Here is an 18038-nt window from a genome sequence, read left to right as displayed (position 1 = left end):
ATAAATGCTGAGCTTAACGATTATTAATTGAGGTTATTTCAAGTTAGACAGTTTCTTCTTAGCCGAATTAGCCGACGAGGTATTCGGGTATTCATCAACCGCTTGCTGGTAGTATTTTTTCGCTGCGCTAGTGCTGTTATTTCGGCTCGCAATATCCCCTAACTTAACCAATGCATCGGCACGTTTGTTAGAGTCTTTATAGGCAACGACAGCAGCAAATGCTTTCGCAGAATCTACGTCTTTCTTCTTCGAAAAGTAGAGTTGTCCTAACCAGTAGTTCGCGTTAGGCGAGTACACTGATTCAGGGAAATCTTTCTTAAACTGCTCCAATGCAACGGTCGCTGCGTCATAGTCTTTGTTCTTCAAGATCAGGTCAACGGCGCTTTGATACGCTTTTTGTTCGTCTTGGTTTGAAGAATATTTACCGGCTGGGGCTGACTCGGCATGCTGTGCTGGGGCTTGTTTGGCTTTGGCTAGTTCAGAACGAACCTTGTCTAGCTCTATAAACAACTCTCGCTGTCTATCAATAAGCTGACGCATTTCGTGGTTGTTACGTTCTAATTCACCACGCAACTCACTCATATCAAGTGACATCTCGTCTACTTGCTGCTGTAAATTGGCTTGTACTCGGTTGCTGTTTCGTAGCAGACGCTCCAAGCGCTCTGTCTCGGTTTCTTTAGCGCTGGATGACGACTTAGATGTCGACGCACTGCTAGAGTTGAGATCAGAAACGGGAGCCGGTGCGGCGAATGAAACACTCGCCGCACTTGCTAGTAACGTAAGCGCAACTGCTCGCTTGTAGTTACTGATCATGTTTACTTCCTAAGATTAGTAAACTAGAACCGCACGACGGTTTTTCGCGTACGCTTCTTCAGATTGACCAAGCTCTAGAGGCTTCTCTTCACCGTAGCTTACGATAGAAAGTTGGTCTGCTTGAACGCCTGATGCTTGAAGGTAATTAGAAACTGCGTTAGCACGACGCTCGCCTAGTGCGATGTTGTACTCAGGAGTACCGCGCTCATCAGCGTGACCTTCGATAGTTACTTTAACGTCTGGGTTTTCGCTTAGGAAAAGAGCGTGCGCAGATAGCATCTCTTCGTACTCAGAGCTGATAGTAGAGTTATCGTATGGGAAGTAAAGAGTAGTGTTTTCGCGTAGTGCTTTTTCAGCCATTTCGCGCTCTTCAGCTAGCTTCTCTTCTTCAGTCATTGGAGAAACAACAGTTGTGTCTGTAGTTTCAGTTGCGTTCGCTTGAGCTTCTTGGTTAGTAGTTTGTGCATCAGAAGCGTCAGTTGCTTCGTCAGTAGAACTACAAGCTGTAACAGCTAGAACAGGTAGTGCGATTAGCAGCCCTTTAAAAACCTTGTTAAGTTGCATGTTAAGTTTTCCTTATTGTATAAAAAGTAACGTCGTTACAAAAACGGTGACCAGGCGGGTGCTCTTACACGCCCATTGGTTGCTGGTAGTCTGGCTTTAAACCGTCCATCAATTGAAACCATCGATAGCACATTGTTTTTATTATACATTGAGCTGTATATCACCATTCCTCCATTTGGAGCTATGCTCGGAGACTCGTCGAGTAGTGTTTTTGTTAACACTTGAACGGCTCCGGTCTCCAAATCCTGTTTTGCCAAATTGAAACCTGAAGAAGACTGATTCACCATAATCATGAAACGTCCATCAGGAGTAATCTGGCCTCCCAAATTTTGGCTACCCTGCCAAGTCAATCTCTTCGATGCCCCGTTATCTAAATTTACTTGATAAATCTGAGGCTTACCACCTCTATCAGAGGTGAATATAAGAGATTGACCATCTGGATGCCAAAATGGTTCTGTATTATTTGATCTACCACGAGTTATCTGCTTCAACTTACGTGATTTCAAGTCCATGGTGTAAACCTGAAGAGCGCCGGTCTTTGACAATACCAGTGCGATTGACTTTCCATCAGGAGAGAATCGAGGTGCACCATTGTGACGAGGGAACGAGGTCAGTTTCTCGCGCTTGCCCGTGTAGATGTTCATTAAGAAAATTTCAGCTTGGCCATTTTGGAAGCTTACATAAGCAAGCTCTCTTCCGTCTGGCGACCATGCTGGAGACATTAGCGGCTGCTTAGAACGCAATACTAGGCGCTCGTTATAGCCATCGTAGTCGGCAATGCGCAGCTGATACGGGTATTTGTCTTTATCGTTAACCACAACATAAGCAATACGCGTCAGGAATGCGCCGCGATCGCCAGTGAGCTGCTCGTACACTAAGTCTGAGATACGGTGAGCGTATTCGCGTAAGCGAGGGCCTGGAACGGTCGCTTGTTTGTTGAACAAAATATGATCTTTAGACAGTACCAAGGTACCGTCTTGTAGCGATTTAGCCTGACCATCTGTTAATGCGCCGCGCACTACATCAATAAGCTTGTACTGTACCTTGTACTTGCCGTCACCTGCATCAGTAATAGTACCGGTTAACAGCGCATCGACACCCATTGATGTCCATGCCGAATAGTTTACGTCCTTATCTTCATAAGGCGTCTGTGGCATTTGATTGGTCGCAACAGGGCTGAACTTGCCACTACGCTGAAGATCCGAGGCAATCACCGCAGACACGTCGTGTGGCAGCTTACCTGGACCGTCCCATTTAAATGGCACAATCCCAATTGGGCGTGCAGAGTTGACGCCTTCTGTAATAACTAACTCAAGTGAGGCATGGGCAACAGATAGCCCCATACTGCACATCATCAATAGACTTACAAATAATCGTTTAATCACCAGGTTTTCCTTCTTAAGGTGCAACGGTTAAGTTAATGCTCTTCAATTTATCTATAGCAGCCTTGTCGCTTGGCAGTGGGAAGCTCCCTACTTTTGAAACTGCTACTTGTGCGGCGCGACACAGGCCTGAATCTCCAGACAAAGTTCTTAGGTCGCTTACAATGAAGTTAGAGCCTGTGTTAAGCAATCGCAAATTCACTCGGCACTCTTTTCCTCTAAAGGAATCATCTAGCAATAATTCTCGCTGAATCATTTGCTTATAGATCTCACCCATTCGGGTGACTTCATCGGTTATGGCTCTGCTACGCGCGGTTGAATTGGTTTGCTGTTCCGCTTCAAGACCTGAGAAAATATCGCTCAGTGCCGCTTCTTGTTCTTTACGTTCACGCTCAAGTTGCGCTAAACGAGCTTGTTCTTTCTTGGCTTTCTCAGCGGCTTCTTTAGCAGCCTTCTCTTGAGCCAGCTTTTCTTGTTCCGCTTTACGTGCTTTTTCAGTGGCTTCTTTGGCTGCCTTTTCTTTCGCTACCCTATCCGCCTCTGCCTTCGCCGCTTTCTTACTTGCTTCTGCCGCCGCTTTTACTTTAGCTACTCGTTCTGCTTCCGCTTTTTTGGTGGCTTGTTCTTTTTTCTTACGCTCAGCTTCGGCAACCTTAGTGCGCTGCTCTTCTTCCTTGCGCTGTTTCTCTTTTAACTGACGCTGCTTTTCAGCTTCACGTGTTTTTTTCTCTGATTCTGCTTTCTCTTGGGCTAGACGACGAATGCGCTCTTCTTCGGCTTTGCGATTCTTCTCAAGTTGCTTGCTTTGCTCTTTCAACTTGCGAATACGCTCTTGCTCAGCCTTTGAGGCAGCCTCACGCTGTTGGCGAATCTGCTGAGCCTGCTTTTGAATAGCATTGGGGTCAATAACCACCGCCTCCACCATATTGGGTGTAGGTTCTGGTTTCGACATATTGAAGTTAGTTCCCCAGATCAAGGCTATCACCAGAAGCAAGTGTACTGCTGCTGAAATGATGAGCGATCTGGTGAACTTTTTATCTTGTTTCATCGTTTACTGGAATCTATCCCTTGATGTCCGTCAGCAAGCCAACCTTGGCTATACCTGCTTGGCCTAATTCGTCGAGAACCAGAACTACCTCAGCGTATGGTGTTGAAGCGTCACCACCCACCGCTACGGGTGCGTCAGGTGAAATGGCGCGCTCTGCTTTGACTCGAACAATCACCTCGTCAAGGCTCATACCACGCTGTACTTCTTCATCATTAACACTAAGGCCTAATTCGCCGTCAGCGGTGATCTCGATGATGATAAAGCTAGCTTCGCTGTCTCCAGCAAGTTCTGATGCAGGTGTCGCGCTGTGCGTTTTAGGCAGCTCAACATCCACGCCCTGTGTGACAAACGGCGAGGTCACCATAAAGATAATCAGCAACACCAGCATGACATCAATGTAAGGAACTACGTTGATTTCTGCGGTGAGTTTGCGTTTTTTAGGTTGATAACCCGCCATTGATTAGTTCCTTTCGCTCATCGCTTGACGGTGCAAGATAGCGTGGAACTCTTCAGAGAAGGTGGCGTATGAGTGCTCAAGCTTGCCAACGCGGTTACTAAGGCGGTTGTAGAACATCACCGCTGGAATCGCAGCAAATAGACCCATAGCCGTTGCAATCAAGGCCTCTGCAATACCAGGGGCTACCATAGCTAGCGTAGCTTGCTTTACCTGACCTAGTGCGATAAACGCATGCATAATGCCCCATACCGTACCAAACAGACCGATGTATGGGCTGATAGAGCCTACCGTTGCCAAAAATGGCAGGTTGGTTTCTAGGTTGTCGACTTCTCGTGCCACTGACACACGCATCGCTCTTCCAGTACCTTCCATAATGAAGTCTGGTGAACCTGCGTTAGTGCGGCGAAGACGAGCAAACTCGGTAAAGCCTGAGTAAAAGATTTCTTCAATGCCTGATAAGCTGTCTTTACGCGCTTTCACTTCTTGGTATAGCTTGCCAAGATCTTTACCTGACCAAAATTTGTCTTCGAAACGGTCTGTACGAGCATAAGCCTCGGAGATAACCTTACTGCGACTGATGATCATTGCCCATGAGGCCACCGACATGCCAACCAAAGTGAGCATCACCAGCTGAACTAATAGGCTTGCTTCTAGGATAAGATCAATAAAATTGATTTCTGCGGACACTTTACGATAACTCCGTGATCATGAAACTGGGTATGGCCTGAGGCCTCATATTGGCGGTATTGATACATGCTACCTTAACCATAGCTTTGCACAATACTCTGCCTTCTAGATTGACTATCTCCTGACAAAAATCGAGAGATGCGCGCTTTAATTGAGCAATGTGTGTTTGGACCGTCAATTCTTGGTCGAGTTTCGCACCTTGCAAAAAATCGATATCCATATGTCGAACCACAAAACCTAGATTCTCTTGTAACAACACTTCTTGCGACACGCCAATGCTTCTTAGCATTTCAGTTCGTGCGCGTTCGAAGTACTTCAAATAATTGGAGTGATACACAATACCACCCGCATCCGTATCTTCGTAGTAGATTCGTATCGGCCAAGTGAACGGCGCTTTATCGGTAGACGACATGCCCTAGGTCCCTGATTTCTTTGCCTGTAATATACACAATGTAACTTTTTATTTTTTAGGCAACACGTTTTTTTTGATGGATGCACGGCTTTCGTGAGCTAAGTGGCCAAAATTTGACTAATGTCGCAATATTTAGACACATTCTAAGGGGGGATTAGGGGTAGCTGCTAGCCGTCAGCCGTCAGCCGTCAGCCGTCAGCCGTCAGCCGTCAGCCGTCAGCCGTCAGCCGTCAGGGTCATCCTAGAAAGTTCGGAGAACTTGTCTAGGATCTTGGGGGGTACATTGTTGGCTATGGCACTCTCTAAGATCCTGAATCAAGTTCAGGATGACTGGGGGGAATCAGCTCTCAGGGTCATCCTAGAAAGTTCGGAGAACTTGTCTAGGATCTTGGGGGGTACATTGTTGGCTATGGCATTCTCTAAGATCCTGAATCGAGTTCAGGATGACTTGGGGGAATCAGCTGTCAGCGTCATCCTAGAAAGTTCGGAGAACTTGTCTAGGATCTTAGGTGGTACATTGTCGGCTATGGCACTCTCTAAGATCCTGAATCGAGTTCAGGATGACTGAGGGGGAATCAGCTCTCAGGGTCATCCTAGAAAGCTCGGAGAACTTGTCTAGGATCTTGGGTAGCACATTAGATGGCTATGGCACTCTCTAAGATCCTGAATCAAGTTCAGGATGACTGGGGGGTAATCAGCTCTCAGGGTCATCCTAGAAAGCTCGGAGAGCTTATCTAGGATCTTCGGGCGTACATTGCTGGCTATGGCACCCTCTAAGGTCCTGAATCGAGTTCAGGATGACTTGGGGGAATCAGCTATCAGGGTCATCCTAGAAAGCTCGGAGAGCTTATCTAGGATCTTCGGACGTACATTGCTGGCTTTGGCACTCTCTAAGGTCCTGAATCGAGTTCAGGATGACTGAGGGGGAATCAGCTGTCAGGGTCATCCTAGAAAGTTCGGAGAACTTGTCTAGGATCTTGGGTGGTACATTGTCGGCTATGGCACTCTCTAAGGTCCTGAATCGAGTTCAGGATGACATTTGCCCTATTTCACGTATTGCATACTTTGCCATTTGCACAGAACGTAAAAAAGGCCAGAGCTGAATATCAACTCTGGCCTTTTAGGATGTCAGTTAAGCTTAGTCTTGCTTATCTTGATCCATCATTTCTGTGTGCTCTAGCCATAGAGCATTGATGATGCCGAAAGCACAAGCTAGCAACACACCCAAAATCCAAGCGAAATACCACATATCTTGTCCCTTCTTAGTAGAGTGAATTCTTGTTTTCTTCGATGAACTTGTCATCTAGACGACCAAACATCTTGTAGTAGGTCCAACTGGTGTAAGCCAGGATTACTGGAACCATAACAAAGGCTACTGCCGTCATAAGGTTAAGAGTCAGTTCACTAGAGGTTGAATCCCACATCGTTAAGCTGTGTGCCGGGTTAAGGCTTGATGGCATAACGAACGGGAACATCGCTAGGCCTGCAGTAAAGATTACGCCAGCATTGCCCAAGCTTGAGAACAAGAATGCAAAACCGCCCTTCTCAGCACGAGAGGCAAGCAGCGCAAACAGTGGCATCGCCACGCCTAGTGCAGGCGCTAGCCAAAACGCAGGGTACTCAGCAAAGTTCTTCATCCAAGCACCCGCTTCTACTACTACGTCTTTTGCAAGAGGGTTCGATGCGCCGTTGTGGTCCATTTGACTTGTGATCACATAGCCGTCCATACCTTGAACCCAGAAACCGCCTAGAACAAACAGCACGGCTGTAGCAATACCAGCAAGTTGAGCTAGGTTACGAGCACGTACATGCACGTCAGCTGTGGTTTTCATCTGCAACCATGTAGCGCCTTGCAGCAGTATCATCGACAAGCTGACTAGACCACATAACAATGCAAATGGATTCAGTAGCCCGAAGAAGCTGCCGTGGTAGGTGGACATCATGAACTCATTCAGTTGGAACGGTACACCCTGCAACAGGTTACCAAAGGCAACACCGAAGATAACCGGTGGCACAAAGCCACTGATAGAGATACAGATATCCCAAGTCTTACGCCATTTTGGCTCTTCTATTTTAGATCGGTAGTCCAAGCCGATTGGGCGAAGCCACAATGCAGCGAGAGTTACGATCATCGCAAAATAAAAGCCAGAGAACGACGTTGCGTACACTAGAGGCCATGCTGCAAATAGAGCACCACCGGCTGTAATTAACCAAACTTGGTTGCCATCCCAGTGGGGAGCAATTGAGTTGATCATTACACGGCGTTCGGTGTCAGTTTTACCTAGGATAGGTACAACCGCACATACACCCATATCAAAGCCGTCAGTGACCGCAAACCCGACGAATAGCACGCCGATCAGCACCCACCATATAAATCTTAAAACTTCGTAATCAAACATAATTACACTCCCTTATTATGCTTCAACTTGACGACCGATTTTCGCTTTCGCTTCATCGTCGTTGTCTTGTTCAAAGTGGTAGCGACCTGTTTTCAGGCTGCTCGGTCCTTTACGTGCAAATTTCACCATCAAGTAAACTTCTGCAATCAAGAACACAGTGTAAAGAGCCAAAATAGCGGCCAGTGATGCCCATAGTTGGCCCATGGTCAATGCAGAGGCAGCAACATGGGTTGGAAGTATTTCACCTACCGCCCATGGCTGACGACCAAACTCGGCAACGAACCAACCTGCTTCAATCGCAATCCACGGAAGCGGAATGCTGAATAGTGCAGCTTTAAGTAGCCAAGGTTTTTGTTCGATCTTCTGACGACAGGTCTGGTAGAACGCCATACCAAAGACAAACAGCATGATGAAACCACACGCAACCATGATGCGGAACGACCAGAATAGAGGCCAAACCGTAGGGATTGAATCATCAGCCGCCGCTTGGATTTGTGTTTCTGTTGCGTCTACTACGTTGTCGGTGTAACGCTTAAGCAGCAAGCCATAACCCAAGTCGTCTTTCACCTCATCAAAGGCTGCCATGTTCGCGTCAGATTTGTCACCTGCGCGCAGCTTTTCAAGAAGGTCATAAGCGAACATACCGTTGCGGATGCGATCGACGTGCTCTTCACGAAGGTCGCGAAGGCCTGTCACTTGCTTATCAACTGAACGTGTTGCGATGATACCCATGACATAAGGGATCTTAATCGCGTAGTCGGTTTCCATTGTTTCTTGATTTGGAATACCAAATGCGGTGAAGGCTGCAGGTGCTGGCTCGGTATGCCATTCAGCTTCAATAGCGGCAAGCTTCACTTTCTGTACGTCACCAAGCTCATAGCCTGACTCATCGCCAAGAACGATTACAGATAGGATTGCTGCCATACCAAAAGAGGCGGCAATAGCAAATGAACGGCGGGCAAAAGCAACGTCACGTCCCTTCAATAGGTAGTAGGAACTGATACCAAGAACGAACATTGCGCCAGTGGTATAACCGGATGCTACGGTGTGAACGAATTTCACCTGAGCAACTGGGTTAAACACTACTTCAGAGAAGCTCACCATTTCCATTCGCATGGTTTCAAAGTTGAACTCCGCGCCCACTGGGTGTTGCATCCAGCCGTTTGCGATAAGAATCCACAGTGCAGAGAAGTTTGAGCCCAATGCAACTAGCCAAGTTACCGCCAAGTGCTGACGCTTAGACAGTCTGTCCCAACCAAAGAAGAATAAACCAACAAACGTGGATTCTAAGAAAAAGGCTACCAAGGCTTCAATGGCAAGAGGAGCACCAAAGATATCGCCTACATAGTGAGAATAGTAAGACCAGTTTGTTCCGAACTGGAACTCCATGGTAAGGCCTGTAGCGACACCTAGAGCAAAGTTAATACCGAATAACTTACCCCAGAACTTGGTCATATCTTTATAAATCTGCTTGCCTGTCATCACGTAAACGGATTCCATAATCGCAAGCAAGAAAGCAAGACCTAAAGTTAATGGTACAAACAGGAAGTGGTACATTGCTGTCAACGCGAATTGCAATCGCGACAGATCAACGACATCTATCATAAGAACTCCTTGGGTGTCTTCCTAGACACTGGTTCAACCTAAAGCGCAAAGTTAAAAATTAACAGGAGCTGTTAATTAACTGTATCAATCATTAATTCCCTGAAAACTAACGGTTAAACAGTTGTTAAGCATCCTCTAATATATCTGTGGGTTATATTATCGGTTTAGTTTGTTGGTTTCAAAGGCTTTATTTCAGAAAGTTTCCTTGATTTGAATCAAGAATAGTGAATTGAGATGGGTCATTTATTGAGCGGTAAGAGGTGAATATGTAACCAAGGTTATGAGTTTGGAAGGGTTATTGTCTGACAAATAAAAGGGGCATTACAGCCCCATAACTATTCGTCAATCTTTTAGATCAAATCCAAAATGTAAGTAGGCACGATCTGTAACAATTCGACCTCGAGGTGTTCTTTGTAGATAACCCTGCTGAATTAAATAAGGCTCTAATACATCTTCAATAGTATCTTTTTCTTCACCGATAGCGGCTGCCATATTATCGAGCCCTACTGGACCACCATTAAACTTCTCAATAATGGCCAGCAACAATTTGCGGTCCATGTAATCAAAGCCAAGGCTATCGACATCTAACATGTCCAAGGCTTTGTCTGCGATACCCGAATCGATATGCCCATCACCCTTCACTTCGGCATAATCTCGTACACGCCTTAGTAAACGGTTAGCGATACGCGGAGTACCACGAGCACGCCTTGCAACTTCAAGAGCACCCTCTTCTTCCATCGACAAATTCAAGCAATCGGCACTGCGCTGAACAATGTGCTGCAGATCTTCAATCTTGTAGTATTCAAGACGCTGAGTAATACCGAATCGATCGCGCAGTGGCGAGGTTAACGAACCTGCTCGTGTGGTTGCGCCAATCAAGGTGAAGGGTGGAAGGTCAATCTTGATAGAACGTGCCGCTGGGCCCTCGCCTATCATGATGTCTAACTGATAATCTTCCATCGCAGGATAGAGGACCTCTTCGACCATAGGACTCAAACGGTGTATTTCATCAATAAACAACACATCGTTTTCTTCTAGGTTAGTTAGAAGCGCCGCCAAATCACCGGCTTTCTCTAACACTGGACCTGAAGTGGTGCGGATGTTAACGCCCATCTCATTGGCCACAATGTTAGCAAGTGTGGTTTTACCCAAGCCAGGAGGCCCGAAGATAAGCAGGTGATCCAAAGCTTCATTGCGCATTTGAGCCGCTTTGATGAAAATCTCCATCTGACCACGCACGTGGTCTTGGCCTCGATAATCTTCAAGCTTTTTAGGACGAATGGCGCGATCTATCGCTTCTTCGTCTCTAAAGGTAGGATTTTCCGGTGCAATGAGTCGGTCAGCTTCAATCATCTATTATACCATCGCTCGCAGAGCTTCTTTGATCAGGGATTCGCTGGTCATATCAGGCTTGGCAATCTGCGAAATCGCTTTGGATGCCAATTGCGGTTTGTAGCCCAATGCCAGTAGTGCACTCACTGCTTCATCAATGGCGCTTTCGTCGCTAGACAGACCTTTATCCATTGGCGCAGCGTCAGTGGCCGGCGTAAATAGGTCGCCCGCACCCCAGCCTTTAAGACGGTCTTTCATCTCAACGACCAAACGCTCGGCTGTTTTCTTACCCACACCCGGCAGTTTAACCAGAGTAGAGATGTCTTCGTTCTCAACACAGCTAACAAACTGACCCGCCGTCATACCTGATAAGATACCCAGCCCAAGTTTAGGACCCACACCATTAGCTTTAATCACTTCACGGAATAGAGCACGCTCATTCACGCTGTTGAAACCATACAAAAGCTGCGCGTCTTCTCGCACCACGAAGTGAGTATAAATAATCGCTTCTTGGCCAATTTCCGGCAGCTCATAAAAACAGCTCATCGGCATTTGTACTTCATAGCCAATCCCACCCACTTCAATTAAAAGCTCTGGGGGCTGTTTTTCGATAAGGGTTCCACGTAAGCGTCCAATCACTGTCTATTTCCAATCACTGTTTACAATGTTATTGATGATAATAAATAACTGGACGGATAGCCAGTACTCCGGACAAATAGCGGGGGGTGAGCTGTCAGCTTTAAGCTTTCAGCTGACAGAAAACAACCGGAGAAACGTCATTCCCGCATGTCTTTAGCGGGAATCTGGGAACGCAGTGACTTTCAGATTGCCGATAAAAGACCTCGGCAATGACGGTGTTTGAAATGAAGACTGATGGCTGAACGCATACGGCTGACAGCTGTAAAACCGTCATTCTAGCAATGATTAGCGAGGGACGCCAAACCTTCAGGTCCCCGATAAAAACGCTCGGGGACGACGGTGGTTGTGTTGAATACTGAGGGCTGAATACTATAAAAATCGTCATTCCCGAGGTCTCTTATCGGGAATCTAAGAACGAACTCACTCAAAGATTGCCGATAAGAGACCTCGGCAATGACGGAGGTAGATCAAGCTTCGAGCTTCAAGCTTCAAGCTTCTAGCCTGTCTCTTGATCACAAGTCGAGTCCTTTGAGCATTTCATAGGATTCGACTAGTTGCATTAGCTGTAACCAGCCATCCCATAATGCTACAACTCCCACACGACCATTCCGTTTACTATCATGCCAGCGACCTAACTTGGCGAGGGCGTAATATCCCCAATGCAGTGAAGGGGGCTCTGTTGGTATTGGCTTAGTTTTGTGCGCCGCTTTCCATAGTATTTTCCAACTGACGTTACTGAAATAAACCGTGCATGGAATATTCTTCGCCTCTTCCTTGTTTTGCGTCAGTTCCCGTAACTGAAATAAACGTACTGCGATAAAGGCTTGAATAACGGCTACACGACGTAAATTATCACGACTTTGCATACGCAATCTTTCTACTTGTGTACCTTCTGATTTCCAGATTTTATGAAACTCCTCTATGCGCCACCTTAGTTCGTAGTAGCGAGCTATTTGACGAGCTTCTTCGGGAGTTGTCACTGGTTCGGTCGTATAAAGTACCCAGCGTAATTTACCTTTTTCGCCGTTGGGTTCGACTTCTTGGCAGACCACGGCATTTACAGTGATAGTGGCTTCTGCTTTAGCGCGTTGAGGCTTTTGCAACGTCACCGATGTATGGCTCAATGCTATCGTTGCGGTTCGCGCTCGACGTCCACCTTTTTGTTGAATATCTATGGTGTAGTGAGCGCTTGGTTCAAGGGCATCGAGCACTGTAAAAAGCTTTTCATCAAAGCCGACTAAGCGTCGATTATCACTTGCTCGTACGACAAAGCGGTGACCCTGGTTGATTTGATAGTCTAGATATTCGTACATATCCGCTTCACGATCACAAACATCAATGACATTGTCGAGCGTTTCAAGTCGTGATGAAAGTTGTTCAACATTATGCTGCCATTTATAACTCTCTTTTTCACTACGCTCTCTGCATTGTAACTGGTGGGTTTGTTGTACTTGCTTACTCTCTCGGTACCAATAGTGTTGATAAGCCAAACCCAGTACTTGTTCGCTCTGAGCATCCAACATCAATGTAGAATGAGCATAGAGTGTTCGCCCTTTATTGCTGTGGCGTCTGTCGCTCCCTGAATTGACTTCGCCAAGTTCTTCACAAACAGAATGGCGGTAGCTCAGACCAGTAGTATCTTGGAGTGCTAAGACTAAAGGGCGCTGACGAACTAACTCGTCAGTTTGAATGTATCCAGCCTCAGCAATGGCTTCAGGGCTGATACTATCGTTTCGAATGAAGCGGTAAGCACCTTCGATACTGGCAGGGTCGTCACAAGAGCGGCTCACCGATTTACCGGCGTTTTTAGCTAGATCACTGGCTACTTTAACCAGGCGGTTGGTGCGACGAGGATCGCCAAGCTGTGCGCGACCAAAAATAAATTCAGCCCAGTGTTCAGAGTTGGAAGTAAACATAGAAAGTGTGACCTAATAAGCTAAAGGAAGTATTAGATCACACTGAGATTAGATAACAAGACTTGTGTATGAAAGTCAGGCTGATACGACCTCGATAAAGTAGACACCTAATTTAAGGTATTAGGTGTCATGCAAATAAAACCAAGAAGAATATTTTCAGACGAGTTTAAAAGAAACGCTGTTCAAAAATCCCTGAGGTCTCCAGATACAGTAAAATCTGTCGCAATATCGCTAGGAATTCATCCCGCTGTTTTAAGTAAATGGAGACAAGAATTGACATCATCTAAGAAAACTTCAAACCCTTTAAGAAACGAAGGTCCAGAGCACTCTTTGGTTGAGTTAGAACGAGAAATCGCTCGTCTTAAACAACAACTTGAAAGGGCTGAAATGGAGAATGATATGTTAAAAAAGGCGAAGGCTTACTTCGACAGTCGAAAAGAATAAAGTTTGAGTTTATCGCTAAGCACCATAGTGCTAAACGGCCAATTAAATGGCTGTGTGAACTCTTTGAGGTGTCTCGTGCAGGCTACTATAAATGGCTGAACAGTGAGCCTAGCGAACGCTCTGTAAAGAACCGCTCTCTGTCTGAGTTCCTTAAGGTTACTAGTGACAAGCAACACTGCATTCCCGGCTACAGGAAGTTGTGGAAGTTGGCGGTAGAGAATAGTTTTGTGTGTAGCAAAGCTAAGGTTCAGCGCTTGCTACAAGCTATGGGATACCGCTCTACGGCTTGTAAACGCAGTTTTGGTCGCGCAGCTAATAGGTCGAGTAAGATTACTGCCCTTAATATACTTAACAGAAAGTTCAAAGTCGCAGAGCCCAATCGTGTTTGGACATCTGATATCACTCAAGTTAGGTGCCGAGATGGTTGGCAGTATTTATGTGTAGTTCTCGATTTGTATTCAAGAAAGGTGGTTGGTTGGGGAACAAGCAAAATTAATAATGCTGACTTGGTCATAAAGACACTAAATCGAGCATGGGAAGCGAGGAAACCAAATGGTGAAAAGCTATTGTTTCACTCGGATCAAGGAACACAATATACCGCTGAATGCACCTTACTTTGGCACTATAGACGCAACATTACCGTTAGTATGTCAAGAAAAGGAAACTGCTGGGATAATGCGTGTACAGAGAGCTTCTTCGCCCAGTACAAAAAAGAGTGGATGAGTAACCTTGGAGAGATATCTCGCCAGCAAATGATCACTCAAAGTCGACTTTATATTGTTAATTATTATAATTCAGTGAGAAAACATGGGACACTCGATGGAGTTAGTCCCAATGATTTCGAGCTAGTAAAGTAAAGCCCCGTGTCTACTTTTACGGGGTCATATCAATCTTGAAGCTTGCAGCTGACAGCTGACAGCTAATAACTGACAGCTTTCATCGATACCTTCCACGCCTAGCCGAGGTCGCTTTCCCCGCCAATGCCACCAGCGTTTTGTTGGTGTTGGCGTGGCATATTGCGACGCCTAATGCATCGGCGGCGTCGGCCTGTGGTTTTGCGGGTAGTTTTAGCATTTGTTGAACCATGTGCTGCACTTGGGCTTTGTCAGCACCGCCATTACCTACTACCGCTTGTTTGATCAGTCTCGCGGCATACTCATGAACTTCTAGGTCAGCATTTACTGCAGCAACAATGGCACTGCCCCTCGCCTGTCCTAGCTTTAAGGCAGAGTCGGCGTTTTTCGACATGAAGACTTGCTCGATAGCAAACACGTCTGGCTGGAACTGAGTGATGATTTCGCTCACCCCTGCATAAATTTGCTTTAGCCTACCCGGCAGTTCTTTTTCCGACATTCGGATACAGCCGCTGCCTAGGTAATATAAGTGCCTACCATTTTGACGAATAACCCCATACCCAGTAATTCTAGAGCCTGGGTCTATTCCTAAAATAATCGTCATTGATGTTTTCTATCCCTCAAACAAAAACTCCCGCGATATAAGCGGGAGTTTAGACTAGTTAGACGCGAATGTTATTCGCTTTCTTTTTTCGCAATTTTCACTGCAATAGAAAGCTCTTCTAGCGCTGCTGGGTTCGCAAGGCTAGGTGCGTCTGTTAGTAGACAAGATGCATTGGTGGTTTTCGGGAATGCAATCACGTCACGGATGTTCTCTGTACCACATAACAACATCACTAGACGGTCAAGACCGAATGCTAAACCAGCGTGTGGAGGCGTGCCGTACTTAAGGGCTTCTAGTAGGAAACCAAACTTAAGCTGTTGCTCTTGTGCATCAATGCCTAGGATGTCAAACACTGCTGCTTGCATCTCTGCATTGTGGATACGTACAGAACCGCCGCCCACTTCGTAGCCGTTGATAACCATGTCGTATGCATTAGAGTTTGCAGCCGCAGGGTTCGCTTTTAGCTCTTCTGCCGTTACGCCAAGAGGAGAAGTGAATGGGTGGTGCATTGCGTGCAGGTTGCCTTCACCGTCTTCTTCAAACATTGGGAAGTCAACAACCCAAAGAGGTTTCCAAGCTGCTAGGTCAGTTAGCTCTAGATCAGTACCGACTTTAAGACGCAGTGCGCCCATCGCTTCAGAAACAACGTTCACTTTATCAGCACCAAATAGGATGATATCGCCACTCTCAGCGCCAGTGCGCTCAAGAATACCGTTGATCACTTCCCCATTTAGGAATTTAGCCACTGGAGATTGGATACCTTCCATGCCTGCAGCACGGTCGTTCACCTTCATCCACGCCAAGCCTTTCGCACCGTAGATACCAACGAACTCAGCGTAGCCATCGATTTGCTTACGAGTCAGCTTAGCGCCGCCTGGTACGCGAAGTACTGCTACACGACCTTTCTCGTCGTTTGCAGGGCCAGCGAATACCTTGAATTCAACATCTTTAAGAATGTCAGCAACATCAACAAGCTCAAGAGGGTTACGTAGATCTGGCTTATCAGAACCAAAGCGACGAATAGCTTCAGCAAATGGCATTACTGGGAATTCACCAAGGTCAACGTTCAGTAGCTCTTGCCACATGTCGTGAACCATTTTCTCTGTGGTTGCACGCACTTGGTCTGCAGACATGAATGAGGTTTCAATATCAATCTGAGTAAATTCAGGTTGACGGTCCGCACGCAAATCTTCATCACGGAAACACTTAACGATTTGGTAGTAACGATCAAAGCCAGACATCATCAGCAGCTGTTTGAACAACTGAGGAGACTGTGGAAGCGCATAGAAGTTGCCTTTGTGAACACGGCTTGGTACCAAGTAATCACGTGCACCTTCTGGCGTGGCTTTAGTCAGAACAGGTGTTTCGATATCTAGGAAGTCGTTGTCATCCAGGAAACGACGCACAAAGCTTGACGCTTTAGCACGAAGCTTAATACGGTCACTCATCTCAGGGCGACGTAGATCGATGTAACGATACTTAAGACGCTGCTCTTCAGAGTTGTTTTGGTTGAAATCCAGTGGCAACACGTCTGAACGGTTGATGATTTCTAGGCCTTTAGCGATGATTTCAACTTCACCGGTCGCCATGTCGTTGTTTACTTGGCTGTCAGGACGAACGCGAACTTCACCGGTTAGCTTAATGCAGAATTCGTTACGTAATTCGTTTGCTACAGCAGTAGCTTCTGCCATATCTGGGTCAACAACTACTTGAACGATACCTTCACGATCTCGCATATCGATAAAAATAAGGCCGCCTAGATCACGGCGACGGTTTACCCAACCGCAAAGTTCTACAGTTTGTCCTGCTAGGGACTTGTTCAGTTGACCACAATAATGGCTACGCATATTGAATTTCCCGACTCTTTTCTAATAACTAATAAGTTTCTGTCGAGACAATAAGATCTCGACGCAATTAACCGATATTTATACTCGGAAATAGCCTTAAAATCGACAGGCAAAGCAACTTTTTCTGCATGAAAGGTGGGCTTTGCTCTGTTTTTGAGCAAACAAAGGCAAAAACAACAAGCTTTAACGCAATTGAGCTAGATTAATGACAGCTCGGTGCCTTTTCTCTAAACTTACGCATGTTATTACTTACACACCAAGATCCCGATGAGCACAGATAAGATTTTTTCCGCTCCAATTGAAAAGATTGGCGACTTTACCTTCGATGAACGCGTAGCAGAAGTGTTCCCAGATATGATTCAGCGTTCTGTACCTGGATACAGCAATATCATATCGGCGATTGGCATGTTAGCTGAGCGTTTTGCCACAGAAGGGTCGAATCTCTATGACCTTGGCTGCTCTCTTGGCGCCGCCACCTTATCTATGCGTCGTAACATCACCACAGATAACTGCAATATCATCGCGGTAGATAACTCTTCGGCAATGGTGGAGCGTTGTAAGCTGCACATCAATGCCTATAAAGCTAAGACTCCTGTCGATGTACGCGAAGCTGATATCCGAGAAATCGTCATTGAAAACGCCTCTGTTGTGGTCTTGAACTTCACACTGCAGTTTTTATCTCCAGACGACCGTCAGGCGCTGCTTGAAAAGATCTACAAGGGACTGCTGCCGGGCGGCATCTTAATCCTTTCTGAGAAGTTCATCTTTGAGGATCAAACCTCCCATGAGCTGCTTATCGATTTACATCACGATTTTAAACGCGCCAATGGATACAGCGAGCTAGAAATTAGCCAGAAACGCAGTGCTATTGAGAACGTGATGCTTCCTGACAAGATTGAGACTCACAAACAAAGATTTGCTGACATTGGCTTTAGTAGCAGTGAGGTTTGGTTCCAGTGCTTTAACTTTGGTTCTATGTTCGCTATAAAGTAAATCCGACGTTACACGGTAATCGCTCTATAATTTGAAGATCAA

Annotated in this window: 18 protein-coding genes; 3 read left to right on the top strand and 15 right to left on the bottom strand. The window is 46.2% G+C overall.

Annotation, left to right across the window (positions count from 1 at the left end; translation table 11 throughout):
• Positions 1-33 precede the first annotated feature (33 nt).
• From ybgF to ybgC, 7 genes are read right to left on the bottom strand one after another with little or no spacing between them, the layout of a single operon-like run.
• Positions 34-813, bottom strand: a complete 780-nt coding sequence (gene ybgF / locus OCU35_RS05255; RefSeq protein WP_065210031.1) for a tol-pal system protein YbgF — start codon at positions 811-813, stop codon at positions 34-36.
• 15 nt (positions 814-828) lie between these two features.
• The gene (gene pal / locus OCU35_RS05250; protein WP_017027635.1) at positions 829-1377 is read right to left on the bottom strand and encodes a peptidoglycan-associated lipoprotein Pal; all 549 of its coding nucleotides are present in this window, start codon (positions 1375-1377) and stop codon (positions 829-831) included.
• A gap of 35 nt (positions 1378-1412) precedes the next feature.
• Positions 1413-2762 carry a Tol-Pal system beta propeller repeat protein TolB gene (tolB, locus tag OCU35_RS05245; protein ID WP_017027636.1) on the bottom strand — a complete coding sequence of 450 codons (1350 nt, stop codon included), beginning with the start codon at positions 2760-2762 and terminating at the stop codon, positions 1413-1415.
• A gap of 13 nt (positions 2763-2775) precedes the next feature.
• Positions 2776-3807: a cell envelope integrity protein TolA gene (gene tolA, locus OCU35_RS05240; RefSeq protein ID WP_017027637.1), complete on the bottom strand. Its 1032-nt coding sequence runs from the start codon at positions 3805-3807 to the stop codon at positions 2776-2778.
• A 13-nt stretch (positions 3808-3820) separates the two neighbouring features.
• Positions 3821-4264 carry an ExbD/TolR family protein gene (locus tag OCU35_RS05235; RefSeq protein WP_017243395.1) on the bottom strand — a complete coding sequence of 148 codons (444 nt, stop codon included), beginning with the start codon at positions 4262-4264 and terminating at the stop codon, positions 3821-3823.
• 3 nt (positions 4265-4267) lie between these two features.
• Entirely contained in the window at positions 4268-4951 is a 684-nt protein-coding gene (gene tolQ, locus OCU35_RS05230; protein ID WP_017027639.1) for a protein TolQ, read from the bottom strand.
• Position 4952: 1 nt separating this feature from the next.
• Positions 4953-5363 (bottom strand): tol-pal system-associated acyl-CoA thioesterase, encoded by a 411-nt coding sequence (ybgC, locus tag OCU35_RS05225; protein WP_065210032.1) that lies wholly within the window; start codon positions 5361-5363, stop codon positions 4953-4955.
• A 259-nt stretch (positions 5364-5622) separates the two neighbouring features.
• Between ybgC and OCU35_RS05220 the strand changes: the two genes are divergently transcribed.
• Entirely contained in the window at positions 5623-5931 is a 309-nt protein-coding gene (locus OCU35_RS05220) for a hypothetical protein (RefSeq protein WP_261825774.1), read from the top strand.
• A 570-nt stretch (positions 5932-6501) separates the two neighbouring features.
• Here the strand turns inward: OCU35_RS05220 and cydX are convergent.
• The 6 genes from cydX to OCU35_RS05190 form a co-directional block, all read right to left on the bottom strand.
• The gene (cydX, locus tag OCU35_RS05215) at positions 6502-6612 is read right to left on the bottom strand and encodes a cytochrome bd-I oxidase subunit CydX (RefSeq protein ID WP_017027641.1); all 111 of its coding nucleotides are present in this window, start codon (positions 6610-6612) and stop codon (positions 6502-6504) included.
• A gap of 13 nt (positions 6613-6625) precedes the next feature.
• Positions 6626-7762, bottom strand: a complete 1137-nt coding sequence (gene cydB, locus OCU35_RS05210) for a cytochrome d ubiquinol oxidase subunit II (protein WP_261825773.1) — start codon at positions 7760-7762, stop codon at positions 6626-6628.
• 15 nt (positions 7763-7777) lie between these two features.
• Positions 7778-9367: a cytochrome ubiquinol oxidase subunit I gene (cydA, locus tag OCU35_RS05205; protein WP_017027643.1), complete on the bottom strand. Its 1590-nt coding sequence runs from the start codon at positions 9365-9367 to the stop codon at positions 7778-7780.
• A gap of 342 nt (positions 9368-9709) precedes the next feature.
• Positions 9710-10720, bottom strand: coding sequence for a Holliday junction branch migration DNA helicase RuvB (gene ruvB, locus OCU35_RS05200; RefSeq protein WP_017027644.1), 1011 nt, complete (start codon positions 10718-10720; stop codon positions 9710-9712).
• A gap of 3 nt (positions 10721-10723) precedes the next feature.
• Positions 10724-11338: a Holliday junction branch migration protein RuvA gene (ruvA, locus tag OCU35_RS05195; RefSeq protein ID WP_017027645.1), complete on the bottom strand. Its 615-nt coding sequence runs from the start codon at positions 11336-11338 to the stop codon at positions 10724-10726.
• 512 nt (positions 11339-11850) lie between these two features.
• Positions 11851-13254 (bottom strand): IS4 family transposase, encoded by a 1404-nt coding sequence (locus OCU35_RS05190; protein ID WP_261825357.1) that lies wholly within the window; start codon positions 13252-13254, stop codon positions 11851-11853.
• 129 nt (positions 13255-13383) lie between these two features.
• Here OCU35_RS05190 and OCU35_RS05185 point away from each other — a divergent pair.
• A protein-coding gene (locus OCU35_RS05185; RefSeq protein WP_261825059.1) for an IS3 family transposase occupies positions 13384-14555 on the top strand; the annotation gives its coding sequence in 2 pieces (ribosomal slippage) (positions 13384-13654 and positions 13654-14555; 1173 coding nt in all).
• 79 nt (positions 14556-14634) lie between these two features.
• On the opposite strand, the gene ruvC is transcribed toward OCU35_RS05185, so the two are convergent.
• Positions 14635-15156: a crossover junction endodeoxyribonuclease RuvC gene (gene ruvC, locus OCU35_RS05180; RefSeq protein WP_017027646.1), complete on the bottom strand. Its 522-nt coding sequence runs from the start codon at positions 15154-15156 to the stop codon at positions 14635-14637.
• Positions 15157-15227: 71 nt separating this feature from the next.
• Positions 15228-17003 (bottom strand): aspartate--tRNA ligase, encoded by a 1776-nt coding sequence (gene aspS, locus OCU35_RS05175; protein ID WP_261825772.1) that lies wholly within the window; start codon positions 17001-17003, stop codon positions 15228-15230.
• Between the two features lie 267 nt (positions 17004-17270).
• Between aspS and cmoA the strand changes: the two genes are divergently transcribed.
• A complete protein-coding gene (cmoA, locus tag OCU35_RS05170) occupies positions 17271-17996 on the top strand; it encodes a carboxy-S-adenosyl-L-methionine synthase CmoA (RefSeq protein ID WP_017027648.1) in 726 nt (241 codons plus the stop codon).
• Positions 17997-18038: the final 42 nt, after the last annotated feature.

This window comes from Vibrio breoganii (genome assembly GCF_024346795.1).
In the GTDB taxonomy this organism is placed as follows: Bacteria; Pseudomonadota; Gammaproteobacteria; order Enterobacterales; family Vibrionaceae; genus Vibrio; species Vibrio breoganii.
The sequence above is the reverse complement of the archived record's forward strand: the minus strand, read 5'-3'. Positions and strand labels throughout refer to the sequence as shown.

What these genes read in the sequence shown, in the direction of transcription:
- ybgF (WP_065210031.1), bottom strand. Translation starts at nt 813, where the DNA reads ATGATCAGTAACTACAAGCGAGCAGTTGCGCTTACGTTACTAGCAAGT.
- pal (WP_017027635.1), bottom strand. Translation starts at nt 1,377, where the DNA reads ATGCAACTTAACAAGGTTTTTAAAGGGCTGCTAATCGCACTACCTGTT.
- tolA (WP_017027637.1), bottom strand. Translation starts at nt 3,807, where the DNA reads ATGAAACAAGATAAAAAGTTCACCAGATCGCTCATCATTTCAGCAGCA.
- OCU35_RS05235 (WP_017243395.1), bottom strand. Translation starts at nt 4,264, where the DNA reads ATGGCGGGTTATCAACCTAAAAAACGCAAACTCACCGCAGAAATCAAC.
- ybgC (WP_065210032.1), bottom strand. Translation starts at nt 5,363, where the DNA reads ATGTCGTCTACCGATAAAGCGCCGTTCACTTGGCCGATACGAATCTAC.
- cydX (WP_017027641.1), bottom strand. Translation starts at nt 6,612, where the DNA reads ATGTGGTATTTCGCTTGGATTTTGGGTGTGTTGCTAGCTTGTGCTTTC.
- cydB (WP_261825773.1), bottom strand. Translation starts at nt 7,762, where the DNA reads ATGTTTGATTACGAAGTTTTAAGATTTATATGGTGGGTGCTGATCGGC.
- cydA (WP_017027643.1), bottom strand. Translation starts at nt 9,367, where the DNA reads ATGATAGATGTCGTTGATCTGTCGCGATTGCAATTCGCGTTGACAGCA.
- ruvB (WP_017027644.1), bottom strand. Translation starts at nt 10,720, where the DNA reads ATGATTGAAGCTGACCGACTCATTGCACCGGAAAATCCTACCTTTAGA.
- OCU35_RS05190 (WP_261825357.1), bottom strand. Translation starts at nt 13,254, where the DNA reads ATGTTTACTTCCAACTCTGAACACTGGGCTGAATTTATTTTTGGTCGC.
- ruvC (WP_017027646.1), bottom strand. Translation starts at nt 15,156, where the DNA reads ATGACGATTATTTTAGGAATAGACCCAGGCTCTAGAATTACTGGGTAT.
- aspS (WP_261825772.1), bottom strand. Translation starts at nt 17,003, where the DNA reads ATGCGTAGCCATTATTGTGGTCAACTGAACAAGTCCCTAGCAGGACAA.
- cmoA (WP_017027648.1), top strand. Translation starts at nt 17,271, where the DNA reads ATGAGCACAGATAAGATTTTTTCCGCTCCAATTGAAAAGATTGGCGAC.